The sequence below is a fragment of the Micromonospora sp. NPDC049204 genome, from assembly GCF_040647935.1.
GTDB lineage: Bacteria > Actinomycetota > Actinomycetes > Mycobacteriales > Micromonosporaceae > Micromonospora.
The window spans coordinates 235,363-251,624 of the sequence record NZ_JBEZDC010000002.1; the positions used below are offsets into that span (position 1 = coordinate 235,363).

Here is a 16,262-nt window from a genome sequence, read left to right on the forward strand (position 1 = left end):
AAGGGCCCGCACGCTTCGGCGTGCGGGCCCTTCTCCGTCGCGCTATGCGGCGCGTCGCCTGTCGGTGCTTATATCCACCGGCCGTCGAGCCACATTCGGGACAACCAGTCCGCATACGGGATGGTCTTGCCGACGAAAATCGGATAAAAGTACGCGAAGCAGAGCGCCACCAGCAGCACGTACGCCCCGGCCGCGATGCTGCCCACCAGTCGGCGTTCGTAACTCGGGTCACCGGGCACCAGCGGCGTCACCGTGCCCACGTCACCCCCGGCGGGAGCGATGAGCGCGCCCAGCACGTACACCACCGCCAGCACCAGGAAGGGCAGCGCCGGCGCGGTGTAGAACGAGAACATCGTCCGGCCGTCGAGGGCGAACCAGAACCACGGCAGCAGCCCGGCGGCCACGGTGAGCAGGATCGCGCCGGCCCGCCAGTCGCGACGAGCCACGCCCAGCCAGGCCAGCGCCGCCAGGGCGGGCAGGAAGGACCACCAGAGCAGCGGGGTGCCCAACAGCAGGATCTCGGAGGCGCAGGTCGGCGCGCCGCAGGCGCCGTCACCGGTCCAGTGGAACGCCACCGGCCGACCGAGCAGCAACCACTGCCACGGCCACGACTGGTATTTGTGCGCGTCGTCGAGCTGGGCATGGAAGCCGTACGCCGCACGGTGGTACTCGAAGAGGTTGATCAGCGGCCCGATCACCGGGCGGTCACTGAGCGGGGCGGCCGGGTAGGCCGACGCGAGCCGGTAGTAGCCGTCGTCGGTGATCAGCCAGCCCGACCAGGTGGCCAGGTAGGTGCCGATCATGAGCACGCCGGCCAGCACCAACCAGGGCAGCTCGTCGAGCAGGGCGTCCCGCCACGGCCGGCGGACCCCCGCCGAGCGGCGGACGCCGACCTCCCAGAGAATCACCAGCAGCGCGAAGGCCGGGACGAAGTACAGGGCGCTCCACTTCACCGCGCAGGCGCAGCCGATCAGGACGCCAGCAGCCAACCGCCACCACGGCCAGGTGCGCCAGCCGGTCGGCGGTCGGCCGGCCCGGCCCGGCTGGCTCAGGTCGAGCCCGTCGTCAAGCGCCCGTGCCCAGCGGCGGCGGCGGGCGTCCCGATCGAGCACCAACGCGCCGAACGCGGCCAGCACGAAGAAGAGCAGGAAGATGTCGAGCAGCGCCGCCCGGGACAGCACCAGGTGGAAGCCGTCCAGGGCGAGCAGCAGGCCGGCGGCGCAGCCGAGCACCGTCGAGCGGAACATCCGCCGACCGATGCGCACCAGCAGCAACACCGACAGCGTGCCGATCACGGCCGCCGAGAACCGCCAGCCGAACTCCGGCGCGGTGGTCATCAGGTGCCCGGGGACCGAGACCTTCGAGTCGGCGTCCTGGTAGCCGAAGGCCCACTCGCCGAGGCCGATCAGCCACTTGCCCAGCGGTGGGTGCACGACGTACGACGGGCCGTTGTCCTTGTAGTTCCATTCGACGCCCCGGCTGATCAGCCCGTAGCCGTCCTTGGCGTAGTACGTCTCGTCGAAGATCTTGCCCTTGATGCTGGACAGCCCGACGAAGCGCAGGATCGCCGCGATGGCCACGACCACGGCTGTGGCCGCCCAGGAGAACCGGTCCACCTGGCTGTCGATGGTGGCGAACCGTCGCCGGATCTGGGCGGGCACGCCGCCGTCACCGGCGGGCGGCGCCGTCGGCTCCTGGTGTGGGCTGGGCTCGCCCGTCACCTCGACCATCTTGGCAGGATCGGCGCTCGGGCTCTGCGCAGTCGACGCACTCGTCACCCGGCGATCGTAGGCTGCCAAGGTGCTCGGTGGCGCCCGTCGTCCCCGATACCGGTACTCGCTGTCGATGAAGGAGACGAATTCGTGGGTGAAATGTCCGAAGCTGGGCGCCTGATCCTGCTCGGTGCCCCGCTCGGCAACCCCGCCGACGCCTCGGCCCGTTTTCGGGAGGTGCTGATCAGCGCCGACGTCGTCGCGGCCGAAGACACTCGCCGGCTCACCCGGCTGGCCCGCGATCTCGACATCACCGTCGGCGGTCGCATCGTCTCCTACTTCGAGGGCAACGAGGAGCGGCGTACGCCCGAGCTGGTCGAGGTCATCCTCGGCGGATACGTGGTGGCACTTGTCACCGACGGGGGGATGCCGAGCGTCTCCGACCCCGGCTACCGGCTGGTGCGGGCCGCGTTGGACGTCGGGGCGCCGGTCACCGTCGCTCCCGGGCCGAGCGCCGTCACCACCGCCCTGGCGGTGTCCGGGCTGCCCTGCGACCGGTTCTGCTTCGAGGGCTTCCTGCCCCGCACCCCCGGCGCCCGCCGATCCCGGCTGCGCGCCCTCGCCGCCGAGGAACGCACGCTCGTCTTCTTCGAAGCCCCGCACCGGATCGGCGCGGCGCTCACCGACCTGGCCGACACGTTCGGCGCGGACCGGCCGGCCGCGCTCTGCCGCGAACTCACCAAGACCTACGAGGAGGTCGTCCGCCGCCCCCTCGGCGAGTTGGCCCGGTGGGCCGCCGAGGGCGACCCGCGCGGTGAGATCACCCTGGTGGTGGCCGGGGCGCCGGTGACCGCACCGGAGCGCCCCGACGACGACACCCTGCGCGCGGCGGTCGCCGAGCGGGAGGCCGCCGGCCGGTCCCGCCGCGACGCCATCACCGACGTCGCGACCGAGTACGCGCTGCGCCGCCGGGACGTCTACACGATCGTGCACAGCTGACCGAGGGTCCGGGCGGACGGCGGGGTTCACCAGGCGGCGACCAGGAAGCCGACGGTGATCAGCGCCGGGCCGGTGACGGCGACCGCCACGGCCCAGCGGCGGTGCCGGCGGCCGGGCAGTCGGGCCGACCCGGTCCACCGGACGATGCCGGCGGTGCAGCACAGCACCACCAGCAGGCCGGGCAGCCAGCGCAGGTGCCGGACCAGTCCGGTGTCCGCGTACGCGGTACCGCCGTCGGAGCCGGTCATCCGCGCCGGTAGCGGTGTGCCGGTCGCGTCCGCCCCGGCGGGCACGCCGCTGACGCGTACCCCGTGCGCGACGAACCGCCCGTCCCGTTCCGTGAAGATCCCCCGGCACCGCTGGGTGAGCCCGCCGCCGGTGCACTCGGCGATCACCACGGTGCCCGCTCGCGCGTGCCCGACCGCCAGCCAGAACGGGCCGGCGCTGACCCAGGCGAAGAAGGCCGTGACCAGGGTCAGCGAAACCAGCGCGGCGAGCCCGGGCAGCGGATCCGGCGGTGGGACGCCACGGCTCGGCGCGCGCCGTCGCGCCTGGCGTGAGCCGCGGTCGCGCTGCGGCGACGGGTCCTCCCGGACCGGCGTGCCGTCCCAGTGCACCTGCTCGATCGGCGCCCAGAAGGCGCCGTCGTCGTCCGGTTGGTCACCGCCGGCCCGAAGGCCCCGCTCCCGGCTGCTCTGCTGCCGGACGGGCACCCGACTCGGCACCGCGTCCACCGGCGCCCCGGTGGTCGGCTCCACCTCGACGGCCTCCGCACCGACCGGTGGGATTGGCGGGTCGGGTCGGGCTGGGCTGGGTACGGGTGCCGCCGGGGTCGGACGGGACGGGGTGGGCGTTGCGGCCGGCGTGGGCCGGGCCGGGGTGGCGGTGAGATTCATGCCGTCGTCGCGTCTCGGCGCGACCGCCCGTCTGGACGGCGTGTGCTGCTGTTCCGCCGGCCGGTCGGCGGCAGTGCCCGGTCGTGCGGCAGCGCCCGGTCGTGGGGCCGGGCTCGGACGGGTGGCAGCGCCCGGACGTGCGGCCGGGCTCGGTCGCGGCGCGGAGGCCGGGTCGACACCGGGCACCGGCCTGGGCTGGGGCGCGACCCCGGCACCGCGGGGTGCGGCCGGTTCGGGGTCGCCGTCGACCGTCGGGCCGGTGGGAGGGTCCTCGTGATCCCGCGCCGCTCGTCTGCCAGTCACGAGGTTCATTGCACACCGATCGGGAGGGCGGATCGGGCAGTTGAGCCGCGTGTCGGCGACAAATCGGACCAATTGGCGGGGTGGTCGGTCCGGTCCGTCGGCCCGGCACCCCCTATTGGTTCGCGGTCGCCCCGGCCGGGTCACTAGGCTTGCTGCTCATGAGTCACGTTCTCGCGGCAGTGGCCTGGCCGTACGCCAACGGCCCCCGCCACATCGGCCACGTCTCCGGTTTCGGCGTTCCCTCCGACGTCTTCGCCCGGTACATGCGGATGGCCGGCCACGACGTGCTCATGGTCTCCGGCACCGACGAGCACGGCACCCCGATCCAGGTGCAGGCCGACGCCGACGGGGTGACCCCGCGCGAGCTGGCCGACCGGTACAACAGGGTGATCGTCGAGGACCTGCACGGCCTCGGCCTCTCCTACGACCTGTTCACCCGCACCACCACCCGCAACCACTACGCGGTGGTGCAGGAGCTGTTCGAGGGGATGTACCGCAACGGCTACATCGTGCCGAAGACCACCATGGGCGCGATCTCCCCGTCCACCGGGCGCACCCTGCCCGACCGCTACATCGAGGGCACCTGCCCGATCTGTGGGTACGACAGCGCGCGCGGCGACCAGTGCGACAACTGCGGCAACCAGCTCGACCCGATCGACCTGATCGACCCCAAGTCGCGGATCAACGGGGAGACCCCGAAGTTCGTCGAGACCGAGCACTTCTTCCTGGACCTGCCCGCGCTGGCCGAGGTGCTGCGGCAGTGGCTGGACACCCGGGACGGGTGGCGACCCAACGTGCTGCGCTTCTCCCGCAACCTGCTCGACGACCTCCAGCCCCGGGCAATCACCCGGGACCTGGAGTGGGGCGTGCCGATCCCGCTCGACGGCTGGCGGGACCGGTCCGACAAGCGGATCTACGTCTGGTTCGACGCGGTGATCGGCTACCTGTCCGCCTCCATCGAGTGGGCCCGCCGCTCCGGCGACCCGGAGGCGTGGCGGAAGTGGTGGTCGACCGACGGGGAGGGCAAGGACTCCCGCTCCTACTACTTCATGGGCAAGGACAACATCGTCTTCCACTCGGTCATCTGGCCGGCGCTGCTCTCCGGATACTCCGGCGAGGGCTCCCGCGACGGTGAGCCGGGCCAGCTGGGCCGGCTCAACCTGCCCACCGAGGTGGTGTCGAGCGAATACCTGACCATGGAGGGGCGCAAGTTCTCCTCATCCCGCAAGGTGGTCATCTACGTTCGCGACTTCCTGGACCGCTACGACGCCGACGCGTTGCGGTACTTCATCGCCGCTGCCGGTCCGGAGAGCAACGACACCGACTTCACCTGGGCCGAGTTCCTCCGCCGCAACAACGACGAGCTGGTCGCCGGCTGGGGCAACCTGGTCAACCGGTGCGTCTCGATGGCGGCGAAGAACTTCGGCGCGATCCCGCCGGTCGACCCGGCCGGGCTCACCGAGGCCGACGAGGCGCTGCTCGCCGTCTCCCGGACCGGGTTCACCACGGTCGGCGACCTGATCGGCCGGCACCGGCAGAAGCAGGCCATCGGCGAGGCCATGAAGGTGGTCGCCGAGGCCAACAGGTACCTGTCCGAGCAGGCCCCGTGGAAGCTCAAGGCCGAGGCGGACAAGCCCCGGATGGGCACCATCCTGCACGTCGCCCTCCAGGTGATCAGCGACGCCAACACGCTGCTCACCCCGTTCCTGCCGCACTCCGCGCAGCAGGTGCACGAGCTGCTCGGCGGCACCGGCGTACACGCGCCGATGCCGGTCATCGAGCAGGTCGACGACCTGGACGGCGGTCCGGCGTACCCGGTGCTGACCGGGGACTACACCGTCGGCGCGCGCTGGGAGTCGGTGTCGATCGAGTCGGGCCGGCCGTTGGCCGCGCCGAAGCCGGTGTTCCGCAAGCTCGACCCGTCGATCGTCGACGAGGAGTTGGCCCGGCTGGCCGACTGAACGCGCGACGCCCCGGGCGGCGGGTCATCCTGCCGCCCGGGGCCGTCACATCACGTACCGGGCGTCCATCACCTGGTCGTCGGTCACCTCGGCGCCCGGCGCCCAAGCCTCGTAGACCCCCCGCTCCTGGCACTGCGCACCGGCCGCGACCACCGCGTCCGGGTTCGGGTAGCGCAGCCGCAGCCGCAACCAACCGGCCTCCTCCCGCAGCACCAGGCACGGCACGCCCCGCCACTGGGCGAACCGGACCCGACGGGCGACCGCGCTCACCGGGTAACGGGCCGCCCGGGTCTTCGCCAGCACCCGGAACCCGCCGGGCAGGTCGGCCACCGCCTCGTACTCGCTGTCGCCGTACCAACCGACAAGCTGGGTGGAACGCGGCGCGTCGGCGTTCGGCACGTACTCCTGGTCCGGGGAGAGGCCCGGCACCGCGGCCAGCAGGTGCCGCCACTGCGGGCCCACCATCCGCAGCCAACCGCGCTGCTCGGCCTGGTAGGTGTAGAGCACCACCTCCACCCCCTCCGCCGGATAGGCGATCAGGGCGGCGTTCGCCGGCATCGGCAGGTCGGCGAAGTCGCGGGTGATGAACTCCGGGATGAGGTGACCGTTGCTCGGCACGAAGCCCGTGCCCAGCACCGGCGCGCCGATCCGGTCCCGGGATCCCAGCGCGGTCAGGCCGCGGTGCGCCTCACCCACCGGCACGTCGTAGTCGCCCGGGTCGGACGCCCGCCAGCGCAACGCGTACGCCACCTCCGGACCGTCCCTGCTGACCTCACCGTCGGTCCGCAGCACCGTCGTCGTCGCCGGCGTACGCAGGTGCGCCACGTCGTGTTCGCGGTAGCAGAAGCCGTGCGGCAACCAGCCCCGCACGTACCCGGCGAGTTGCTGGGCGGAGAGCACCTTGACCATCCGGGTGCCCCGCCGGACCACCGCCGACGCCCGTGCCGCGGCCAGCGTCGGATCGGCCGCCGCGGCGGGCTGCTGGCTGAGCTGGTGCAGGTACGCCCAACCCCGCTCGCGGTGCGCGGGCACCATCAGCGGCGTCTCCGGCTCGTCGGAGGGCTCCGTGGCGCCGTGCACCGCGGTCACCTCGGTGACGTGCACGAACCGGTGCCACGGCAGGGCGCTGCCCGGTCGGGGCGCCCACTCGAAGCCGGCCACCTCGTCGGCGCTGAACAACTCGTACGCGGCACCCCGGGCGATCTCCTCGGCCGGGTAGACGCCCCCGCCGAACGCCATGTGCAGCCCGGTGCGTTCTTCGGCCGCGCCGCTCGCGTGGGGTGTGACGCTCACGCCGCCGCCTCGCTTCGCTCGCTCACGCGGCGACGGTAGAGTCGCGCGGCGTAGTCGGGGTGAACGTCGGGTGGCGGGCAGATGGACAGGCCCGGTGTGTGATGCTGTCGCTGATGAGCGAGCCCACTGAATCCCGTCGAGAGCGTGCCGCCCGGCGGGCCGGAGAGTTTCCGCCCGCCCCCGAGCCGCTGCCCCGGCCGGTGCTGGACAGCCACACCCACCTGGACATCACGGTCAGTGAGGCCGGTGTGCCGGGCGGCGGCCCGGCCGACGACCCGGTCGCGGTGGCCATCGCGCTCGCCGCCACGGTCGGCGTGGACCGGCTGGTCCAGGTGGGAGTCGACGTCGCCTCCTCGCGATGGGGCGCGGACACCGCCGACAGGTATCCCGCCGTGCTGGCCACCGTGGCGCTGCACCCCAACGAGGCGCCCCGCCTGACCGACCTCGACGAGGCGCTGCGGGAGATCGAGTCCCTCGCCGCCCGCGACCGGGTCCGGGGGATCGGCGAGACCGGCATGGACTTCTTCCGGACCGGCGACGAGGGGCGTGCCGCGCAGGAGGCCAGCTTCCGGGCGCACATCGCCATCGCCAAGCGGTACGACAAGGCGCTTGTCATCCACGACCGGGACGCCCACGCCGACGTGCTGCGGATCCTCGACGACGAGGGCGCGCCGGAGACGGTGGTGCTGCACTGCTTCTCCGGTGACGCCGGGTTCGCCCGCGAGTGCGTGCGCCGGGGCTACCTGTTGAGCTTCGCCGGCACCGTCACCTTCGGCAGCGCGACGGCGCTGCGCGAGGCCGCCGCGCTCACCCCGCTGGACCAACTGCTGGTGGAGACCGACGCGCCGTACCTCACGCCGACGCCGCACCGGGGCCGGCCGAACGCGTCGTACCTGATCCCGCTCACCGTCCGCGCGCTCGCCGCGACCACCGGCAGTGACCTGGACGAGCTGTGCGCGGCCATCTCCGCCACCGGTGACCGGGCCTTCGGCCCGTGGTGAGCCCGGCCCGACGGTCGGCCCCGACCCCGTCGCTACGCTGCCAACCATGACCGGTCTCCTCGGCCCGGCGGAGATCCGGGAACTCGCCGCCCGGCTGGGCGTCGCGCCCACCAAGAAGCTGGGCCAGAACTTCGTGCACGACCCGAACACCGTCCGCCGGATCGTCACCGCCGCCGGGCTGACCCCCGACGACGTGGCACTGGAGGTCGGCCCCGGGCTCGGCTCGCTGACCCTGGGCCTGCTGCCGGTCGCCGGGCACGTGCACGCCGTGGAGATCGACCCGGTGCTCGCCGGGGCGCTGCCGGAGACCGTCGCCCGGCACGCCGGCGCGGACGCCGGCCGGCTGACCGTGCACCGCGCCGACGCGCTGCGCGTCGACGCCGCCGAGCTGGCCGACCCACCGCCGACGGCGCTGGTGGCGAACCTGCCCTACAACGTGGCCGTGCCGGTGGTGCTGCACCTGCTCGCCGTGCTGCCCACCCTGCGGCACGGCCTGGTGATGGTGCAGAAGGAGGTCGCCGACCGGCTCGTCGCCGGTCCCGGCTCCAAGGTGTACGGCATCCCGTCGGTCAAGCTCGCCTGGTACGCCCACGCGCGAAGCGCCGGCAAGGTGCCGCCGAACGTGTTCTGGCCGGTGCCCAACGTCGACTCCGGCCTGGTCGCCTTCACCTGCCACGAGCCGCCCCGCGCCGACGTACCCCGGAAGCAGGTCTTCGCCGTGGTCGACGCGGCGTTCGCGCAGCGCCGCAAGACGCTGCGCGCCGCCCTGGCCGGCTGGGCCGGTGGCCCGGACCGGGCCGCCGCCGCGCTCACCGCGGCCGGTGTCGACCCCGGCGCCCGGGGGGAGTCGCTGACCGTCGAGCAGTTCGCCGCCATCGCCGCGTCGGCTCCGGCCGGTACGCGTACCGCGAAGTAGGCTGACGCCGTGCCCGCCGAGGAGGTGTACGAGTGACCGCGCAGCCGATCGAGCCCACCGCCCAGGGGATATGGGGTCCGGATCCGGTCCGGCAGCGACTGGCCAACCACACCATCGAGGACGTGCTGGCCCTGCCCGACGACGCCCCCCGCGTCGAGCTACGTGACGGAGTCCTCGTCGTGGTCCCTTCCCCCACCTATGACCACCAGAACATCAGCAGCCTGCTCTGGATGTGGCTGCGACAGCACGCCCCGCTGGATCTGTCGCCAGCTACCGCCATCGGAGTGGCGATCAACCACCGCAACACCCTTGAGCCGGACGTGGTGCTGTTGCGCCGTCCCCTCGTTGGCACCAGCCACTACTTCGATGCTGAGCAGGTCATGCTGGCCGTCGAGGTCGTCTCGCCCGGCACGCGTCGGCGGGACCGGTTGGAGAAGCCTGCGGACTACGCCGATGCCGGGATCCCGCACTACTGGCGGATCGAGCAGAATCCGGTGCACGTGTACGCGTACGACCTGGTCGACGGCCGCTACGAGCTGGCCGCCGACTCTGCCGAGGAGCTGATCGTGGCCAAGCCGTTCGACATCCGCCTGCACGTGCGGGACATCACCCCGTGACCGAGGCCTGGCGACCGGACGGCGAGGACGAGCGGCTCGGGGCCATCGGGCCGGTGCGGGTCCGGGTGCCCGCGAAGGTCAATCTGCACCTCGGGGTGGGTCCGCTGCGCCGCGACGGCTACCACGAGCTGAACACCGTCTACCACGCCATCTCGATCTACGACGAGTTGACGGCCCGCCGGGGCGACACGCTCGCCCTGACCATGGAGGGCGAGGGCACCGGCGAGCTGGCGCTCGACGACAGCAACCTGGTGATCCGCGCCGCGCACGCTCTCGCCGGGTACGCCGGGGTGCTGCCGCACGCCCGACTGCACCTGCGCAAGCAGATCCCGCTCGCCGGTGGGCTGGCCGGTGGCAGCGCCGACGCGGCCGCCGCCCTGGTCGCCTGCGACGCGCTCTGGGGCACCGGGCTGTCCCGCGACGAGTTGGCCGGGATCGCCGCCGACCTGGGCTCCGACGTGCCGTTCCTGATCTACGGCGGCACCGCGCTGGGCACCGGCCGGGGCGAGGCGATCAGCCCGGTGCTGGTCCGCCCCACCTCCTGGCACTGGGTGGTGGCGTTCGCCGACGGCGGCCTGTCCACCCCGGCCGCGTACCGGGAGTTGGATCGGCTCCGCGACGCCGGCGCCGCCGGTGACCCGTTGGGCAGCACCGACGGGCTGCTGGGCGCGCTGCGCCAGCGCGACCCCCGGGTGCTGGCCCGGATGCTCGGCAATGACCTCCAGGACGCCGCGCTGGCCATGCGCCCGGCGTTGGCCGACACGCTCAAGGCGGGTGAGGCGGCCGGCGCGCTCACCGGCATCGTCTCCGGTTCCGGGCCGACCTGCGTGTTCCTCGCCGCCGACGCCGCCGACGCGGAGCGGATCGCCGCCGAGCTGACCGCTGCCGGCGTGTGCCGTCACGCGCGGGTCGCGCACGGTCCGGTCGCCGGCGCCCGGGTCGGCTGACGGCGCGTCCCACCCGGCCCGCGGGCGCGCGGCGCGGGTGCCCGGGGCGTCCGCGTACCCTTGAGGCAGGCGTCCAGGTGCCCGCCGGCACCCGGACGCCTTGATCATGAAGGGTGGAACGTGGCGAACATCGTCAATCTGGACCGGGTGTCCAAGGGGTACGGCGCGGCAGGGCGGCTGCTCACGGACGTCTCGCTCGGCCTGGACGACGCCGACCGGATCGGCGTGGTCGGCCTCAACGGCGCCGGCAAGTCCACCCTGCTGCGGCTCCTCACCAAGCAGGAGGACCCCGACGACGGCCGGGTGACCCACCGCCGCGACCTCCGCGTGTTGTGGCTGCCGCAGCAGCTCACCCTCGCGCCCGACGCCACCGTCCGGGACGTGGTCCTCGGCACCGCCTGGCTCAACGAGGGCATGGGCGCCGAGCACGAGTGGGCTGGCGACGCCGGTGTCCGGGGCATCCTCGACGGCCTCGGCATGCCGCACCTCGGCCTCGACCAGCCGGTCGGCCCGATGTCCGGTGGCGAACGGCGACGGGTGGCGCTCGCCGCGCTGCTCGTTCGCGACTCCGACCTGCTCATCCTCGACGAGCCCACCAACCACCTCGACGTCGGCGGTGTCGACTGGCTGGCCCGGCACCTGGTGGGGCGCAAGGGAGCCCTGGTCGTGGTCACCCACGACCGGTGGTTCCTGGACGCGATCTGCACCAACACCTGGGAGGTCGCCGACCAGACCGTCCGCGCCTACGAGGGTGGTTTCGCCGCCTGGACCCTCGCCCGCGCCGAGCGCGAGCGCGTCGCCGCCGCCACCGAGGCCCGCCGGCAGAACCTGCTCCGCAAGGAGATCGCCTGGCTGCGCCGTGGACCGCCGGCCCGGACGTCGAAGCCCCAGTTCCGCATCGACGCCGCGAACGCGCTGATCGCCGACGTGCCGCCGGCGCGCGACACCATGTCGCTGCAGCGCATGGCCACCTCACGGCTCGGCAAGCAGGTGTACGACCTGGAGAACGTCGAGCTGCACGCCGGCCCGAAGGAGATCCTGCGCGACGTCACCTGGCTGGTCGGCCCGGGAGACCGGATCGCCATCCTCGGCGCCAACGGCGCCGGCAAGACCACGCTGCTGCGGATGCTCGCCGGCATCACCCGCCCCGACGGTGGTCGCCTCGGCACCGGCTCCACCGTGCGGCCCGCGTTCCTGTCGCAGGAGCTCAGCGAGCTGCCCGGGCACCTGCGGGTCCTCGAAGCCGTCGAGGAGGTCGCCCGCCGGGTGCAGCTCGGCGACCGGGAGGTCTCCGCCGCGCAGCTCGCCGAGGTGTTCGGCTTCGACGACCGGCGGCTCTGGACCCCGGTCAGTGACCTCTCCGGTGGCGAACGCCGCCGGTTGCAGATGCTGCGGCTGCTCGCCGGTGAGCCCAATGTGCTGCTCTTCGACGAGCCCACGAACGACCTGGACACCGACACCCTCGCCTCGCTGGAGGACCTGCTCGACTCGTGGCCCGGCACGATCATCGTGGCGAGCCACGACCGCTACCTCATCGAGCGGGTCACCGACACCGCGTACGGGATGTTCGGCGACGGCCGGCTGGTGCACCTGCCGGGCGGGGTCGACGAATACCTCGCCCGGACCGCGGAGCGAGCCGGCTTCTCGCGGGCGGGCGTCACCTCGACCTCGACCTCCGCGCCCGCCTCGGGAGGCGGCATGTCCGCCGCCGAGGTCCGCCAGGCCCGCAAGGAGTTGTCCCGCCTGGAACGGCAGCTCGGCAAGCTCGACCAGCGCGAGACCACCCTGCTCGGCCAACTCGCGGCGGATGCCACCGACTATGCCCGGGTCGCCGACCTGGACGCTCAGCTCAAGGATCTGCGCGCCGAGCGGGAGCGGATCGAGGAAACCTGGATGACGCTCGCCGAGGAGCTTCCCGAGAGCTGACCGGGCCGGACGCACCGGCCCGGGGGCCGTGTGCGGCGTCACACCGCCACATGCGGGACAATCGTCGGCGACACCTACCCCACGGCGTTGGAGACTCAGACATGGCCCACACCCCCGTCAACCACCCCGCGCGGCCGATCTACCGGGCGATCGGCGGGCTGACCGGTCTGTACCTGGTGGTCTTCGGTGTGCTCGGCATCATCGCGAGCACCGGCAACGAGATCCTCGCCCAGGATGACACCCGGGTCCTCGGCCAGGGCACGAACCTTGGCTTCTCGCTGCTCAGCGTGCTGCTGGGGCTCGTCGTGCTGGTCGGCATCGCGCTCGGCCGCAACATCGACGTGGCGATCAACCAGTGGCTGTCGTACGCCCTGATGGTGATCAGCCTGGCCAGCCTCGCCTTCATCCGGACCGACGCCAACATCCTCAACTTCAGCATCGTCACCGTCATGGTCGTGATGACCGTCGCCCTGGTGCTGCTCATGGTCGGGATGTACGGCAAGGTCGGGTCGGAGGACGAGGCGGAGGCTTTCCGGAAGGCTCGGCTCGTTCTCTGAGTTTGTTGCTTGGTTGCGGTTGTGGGTTTTCGCCGGAGCCCGAGCTGCTCCGGGCGGTCAGGCTTGATCCCTGCGCAGCTCGGGCTCCGGCGAAAACCTGACCGGGTCCAGCCTTTGGCGGACCCTTTCGGCTTTGGGGTTCTTCGGACAGTTGGTCTTACCTTGGGTGACAATTCCTCCTGAAACGGTCAATCAGGGGGTTGGGTATGCCGCACTTTCCGGTTAACCATCCGGCACGGCCGCTCTACCGGGTCCTCTCCGGTCTGATCGGCGTCTACATCCTGGTCTTCGGCGTCTGGGGTGTCGCCGAGACGATCGGCGACCCGCTGTTCGATCGCAGCAGCACCTGGGCCCTCGGGCTGCGTACCAACCTGGCCTTCTCACTCGCCTCGGTGGTCTTCGGAGTCGTCCTGATCATCGGGGCGTCCCGGCGCACCAACCTCGGCCACTACATGAACCTCACGGCCGGCGTGGTGTTCCTGGTGACCAGCATCCTGATGATGTCGGTGCTGCAGACCGGTGCGAACTTCCTCAACTTCTCGATGTCGACGGTGATCGTGTCGATGCTGTTCGGCCTGATCCTGCTGGGCACCGGCCTGTACGACAAGATCGGCCCACCGGAACACGCCGAGGCGGAGCTGACGAACCGCAAACACCCGGTGGCCGACGTGCACCGACGCTGACGACTGGTCAGTGCCGCCGGGCGGTGATCAGCGTCGGCTTCGCCTCCAGGTGCGACAGCCCGTTCCAGGCCAGGTTGACGAGGTGTGCCGCCACCGTCTCCTTGCGCGGCTTGCGCACCTCCAGCCACCAGCGGCCGGTCAGCGCCACCATGCCGACGAGCGCCTGCGAGTAGAGCTCGGCAAGCTTCGGGTCGTACCCCCGGCTCTTGTACTCGGCGCCCAGGATGTGCTCGACCTGGTGCGCGACGTCGTTCATCACGCTGCTGAAGGTGGCCGTGCCGGACATCAGCGGCGACTCGCGGACCAGCACCCGGAAACCGCTGGTCTCCTCCTCGATGTAGGTCAGCAGCGCCAAGGCCGCCTGCTCCAGCAGCTCCCGCGGGTGCCCGGCGGTCAATGCCGTGGTGATCCGGTCCAGCAGGGCCCGGACCTCCCGGTCCACCACCACCGCGTAGAGACCTTCCTTGCCGCCGAAGTGCTCGTACACCACAGGTTTGGAGACCTTGGCGCGGGACGCCACCTCCTCGATGGAGGTGGCGTCGAAACCGCGCTCGGCGAAGAGCTGGCGACCGGTCGCGATCAACTGCTCGCGTCGTTGGGCCGCCGACATGCGGACTCGGGAGGCGGGTTTGGGTTTTGGCGCCGGGACCGGCGGTGTCACCCGCCGGCCGCCGACACCCTCACCATCAGTGACCTCAGGCATGTCGCCGCCTCGCTGGCGCTCGGTGACGCCCTGCCGTGGAATGGTGCCTCCGCTGTGCCCGTTCACGTCGTCGCCTCACTGGCCGGCGGTCCGGCCGCCCTGCCGCCGTCCGACCGTACCCGGATCGGGTGCGACCCCCGTCTGCCGAGCCGTCCGGTCCCCCCGCGTGGCTCGGTCATCCGGCCATCCTGCCAGGCGGCAACCCGGCGTACCGCCCGGTTTTACCGGGGTGCGACCGGCTTCACCAGCTTCGCGGCGAGGCGTTCCGGCTTCGGCCAGCGCACCTGCGTCGCCGCGCCGGTCTTCTCGAACAACCAGATCACCCGGGCGGAGATGTCCACCTGGCCACGCAGCACACCGTGCCGGGCACTTGTGGGGTCGGCATGGTGCAGGTTGTGCCAGCTCTCGCCGAACGACAGGATCGCCAGCGGCCAGAAGTTCGACGCGCGGTCGCCCTGGCGCATCGCGAACGGACGCTCGCCGTAGACGTGGCAGACCGAGTTGATCGCCCAGGTGACGTGGTGCAGCAGGCCGATCCGGACCAGCCCGGCCCAGAAGAACGCGGTGAGCGCCCCCTGCCAGGACCAGGTCACCAGGCCGCCGATCAGCGCCGGACCGAGCAGCGAGATGACCACCAGCACGGGGAAGAGGCGGTCGACCCGACTGATGTCCCGGTCGGCGATGAGGTCCGGGGCGAAACGCTCCCGGTTGGACAGCTCTCGGCGGAACAACCAGCCCACGTGTGCGTGGAACAGGCCCCGGGTCAACGCCCAGAAGCTGGTGCCGAAGCGCCAGGGGGAGTGCGGGTCACCCTCCAGGTCGGAGAACGCGTGGTGGCGCCGGTGGTCGGCGACCCACTGGATGATCTCGCCCTGTACCGCCAGTGACCCGGCCACCGCCAGCGACACGCGCAGCCAGCGCTTGGCCTTGAACGAGCCATGCGTGAAGTAGCGGTGGAAGCCGACGGTGATGCCGAGCCCGGAGACGACGTACCAGACCAGGCCGATGACCACGTCGGTCCAGCCCAGCCAGCCTCCCCAGGCCACCGGCACGGCGATCAGCAGGGCGACGAAGGGAATCACCACGAAGGCCCAGAGGGCGGCCAGGATGCCGGGGGCCTGGCTGCCGTCGGTGAGTGGTTTCGGACCGCTGGGGGCCGGGTTCGGATCGAGCAGGGTGGTGGACATGAGACCTCGCAGGGGGACGGTGACGATCACGAAGCTACGCCTACGTCACCGTAACTTACGGCCCGGTAGATCGCACGGGGAAGTTTCGAACAACTCTCGCGCAGCTCGCCGAACTCGCAGGTCAAGTGCCGTGTAGACGGTGGGCCGAGTGCCCCGGGTGCGGCGGGGACAGCCCGCCCGCCCCACCCCGCCCACCCCCACCCCACGCGGTGATCATGAAGTTGTCCGCGCGTGTCGTCGGCGTGTTGGGCGACAACTCCATGATCGCCGGGGTGATGGCGGCGGTGGCTCAGGGCTTGGATGGCCCGACCGCAGTGGGGCTGGGTTAATCAGCGCTCGCCGGGGCGGAGGGATGAGCGATGGCGTCCGGCGACCGGGGCGCTAAGGTGTAGCGGCGGGGTAGCATCCCCCGCGCGATGCCCTCGCGTCGCTGATCGGCCGTGGTGTAATTGGCAACACCCGGGTCTTTGGTACCCGTATTTCAGGTTCGAACCCTGGCGGCCGAGCTGCCCACCTACGTCCGTTTTAGGGTCAGGTGGGGGTAAGAGGGAAAGGTGCCGG

Annotated in this window: 14 protein-coding genes and 1 tRNA gene; 10 read left to right on the plus strand and 5 right to left on the minus strand. The window is 72.0% G+C overall.

The annotated features are described in order from the left end of the window. Positions 1-68 precede the first annotated feature (68 nt). On the minus strand, positions 69-1,730 hold the full coding sequence (locus AB0A90_RS04115) for a phospholipid carrier-dependent glycosyltransferase (protein ID WP_357242355.1): 1,662 nt from the start codon (positions 1,728-1,730) through the stop codon (positions 69-71). Between the two features lie 132 nt (positions 1,731-1,862). On the opposite strand from AB0A90_RS04115, the gene rsmI reads away from it, so the two are divergent. Next, entirely contained in the window at positions 1,863-2,711 is an 849-nt protein-coding gene (gene rsmI, locus AB0A90_RS04120; protein WP_357241330.1) for a 16S rRNA (cytidine(1402)-2'-O)-methyltransferase, read from the plus strand. A 26-nt stretch (positions 2,712-2,737) separates the two neighbouring features. On the opposite strand, the gene AB0A90_RS04125 is transcribed toward rsmI, so the two are convergent. After that, positions 2,738-3,607, minus strand: a complete 870-nt coding sequence (locus AB0A90_RS04125) for a hypothetical protein (protein ID WP_357241333.1) — start codon at positions 3,605-3,607, stop codon at positions 2,738-2,740. Between the two features lie 461 nt (positions 3,608-4,068). Between AB0A90_RS04125 and metG the strand changes: the two genes are divergently transcribed. Then, complete coding sequence (gene metG / locus AB0A90_RS04130; RefSeq protein ID WP_357241336.1) at positions 4,069-5,871, plus strand: methionine--tRNA ligase; 1,803 nt, start codon at positions 4,069-4,071, stop codon at positions 5,869-5,871. Between the two features lie 45 nt (positions 5,872-5,916). Here the strand turns inward: metG and AB0A90_RS04135 are convergent, their stop codons facing one another. Then, complete coding sequence (locus tag AB0A90_RS04135; RefSeq protein WP_357241339.1) at positions 5,917-7,164, minus strand: hypothetical protein; 1,248 nt, start codon at positions 7,162-7,164, stop codon at positions 5,917-5,919. A 101-nt stretch (positions 7,165-7,265) separates the two neighbouring features. Here AB0A90_RS04135 and AB0A90_RS04140 point away from each other — a divergent pair, with 101 nt between their 5' ends. The 7 genes from AB0A90_RS04140 to AB0A90_RS04170 all read left to right on the plus strand — a co-directional run bounded on the left by AB0A90_RS04140 (position 7,266) and on the right by AB0A90_RS04170 (position 13,811). Continuing rightward, entirely contained in the window at positions 7,266-8,165 is a 900-nt protein-coding gene (locus tag AB0A90_RS04140; protein ID WP_357241342.1) for a TatD family hydrolase, read from the plus strand. Positions 8,166-8,211: 46 nt separating this feature from the next. After that, the gene (gene rsmA, locus AB0A90_RS04145) at positions 8,212-9,081 is read left to right on the plus strand and encodes a 16S rRNA (adenine(1518)-N(6)/adenine(1519)-N(6))-dimethyltransferase RsmA (protein ID WP_357241345.1); all 870 of its coding nucleotides are present in this window, start codon (positions 8,212-8,214) and stop codon (positions 9,079-9,081) included. A gap of 32 nt (positions 9,082-9,113) precedes the next feature. Next, entirely contained in the window at positions 9,114-9,698 is a 585-nt protein-coding gene (locus tag AB0A90_RS04150; RefSeq protein WP_357241348.1) for a Uma2 family endonuclease, read from the plus strand. Continuing rightward, on the plus strand, positions 9,695-10,645 hold the full coding sequence (locus tag AB0A90_RS04155) for a 4-(cytidine 5'-diphospho)-2-C-methyl-D-erythritol kinase (RefSeq protein ID WP_357241351.1): 951 nt from the start codon (positions 9,695-9,697) through the stop codon (positions 10,643-10,645). Before AB0A90_RS04150 ends, AB0A90_RS04155 begins: the two co-directional genes overlap by 4 nt. A 120-nt stretch (positions 10,646-10,765) precedes the next feature. Then, positions 10,766-12,571, plus strand: a complete 1,806-nt coding sequence (locus AB0A90_RS04160; protein ID WP_357241355.1) for an ABC-F family ATP-binding cassette domain-containing protein — start codon at positions 10,766-10,768, stop codon at positions 12,569-12,571. A 101-nt stretch (positions 12,572-12,672) separates the two neighbouring features. Then, positions 12,673-13,128 (plus strand): DUF4383 domain-containing protein, encoded by a 456-nt coding sequence (locus AB0A90_RS04165; protein ID WP_357241358.1) that lies wholly within the window; start codon positions 12,673-12,675, stop codon positions 13,126-13,128. A 206-nt stretch (positions 13,129-13,334) separates the two neighbouring features. Beyond that, on the plus strand, positions 13,335-13,811 hold the full coding sequence (locus AB0A90_RS04170; RefSeq protein WP_357241362.1) for a DUF4383 domain-containing protein: 477 nt from the start codon (positions 13,335-13,337) through the stop codon (positions 13,809-13,811). Positions 13,812-13,818: 7 nt separating this feature from the next. Here the strand turns inward: AB0A90_RS04170 and AB0A90_RS04175 are convergent, their stop codons facing one another. Together AB0A90_RS04175 and AB0A90_RS04180 are read right to left on the minus strand one after the other, a co-directional pair. After that, on the minus strand, positions 13,819-14,514 hold the full coding sequence (locus AB0A90_RS04175; RefSeq protein ID WP_357241365.1) for a TetR/AcrR family transcriptional regulator: 696 nt from the start codon (positions 14,512-14,514) through the stop codon (positions 13,819-13,821). A gap of 221 nt (positions 14,515-14,735) precedes the next feature. Then, positions 14,736-15,701 (minus strand): acyl-CoA desaturase, encoded by a 966-nt coding sequence (locus tag AB0A90_RS04180; RefSeq protein WP_357241368.1) that lies wholly within the window; start codon positions 15,699-15,701, stop codon positions 14,736-14,738. 434 nt (positions 15,702-16,135) lie between these two features. Between AB0A90_RS04180 and AB0A90_RS04185 the strand changes: the two genes are divergently transcribed. Beyond that, a tRNA-Gln gene (locus AB0A90_RS04185) sits at positions 16,136-16,207 on the plus strand. The last annotated feature ends 55 nt before the right edge of the window (positions 16,208-16,262 follow it).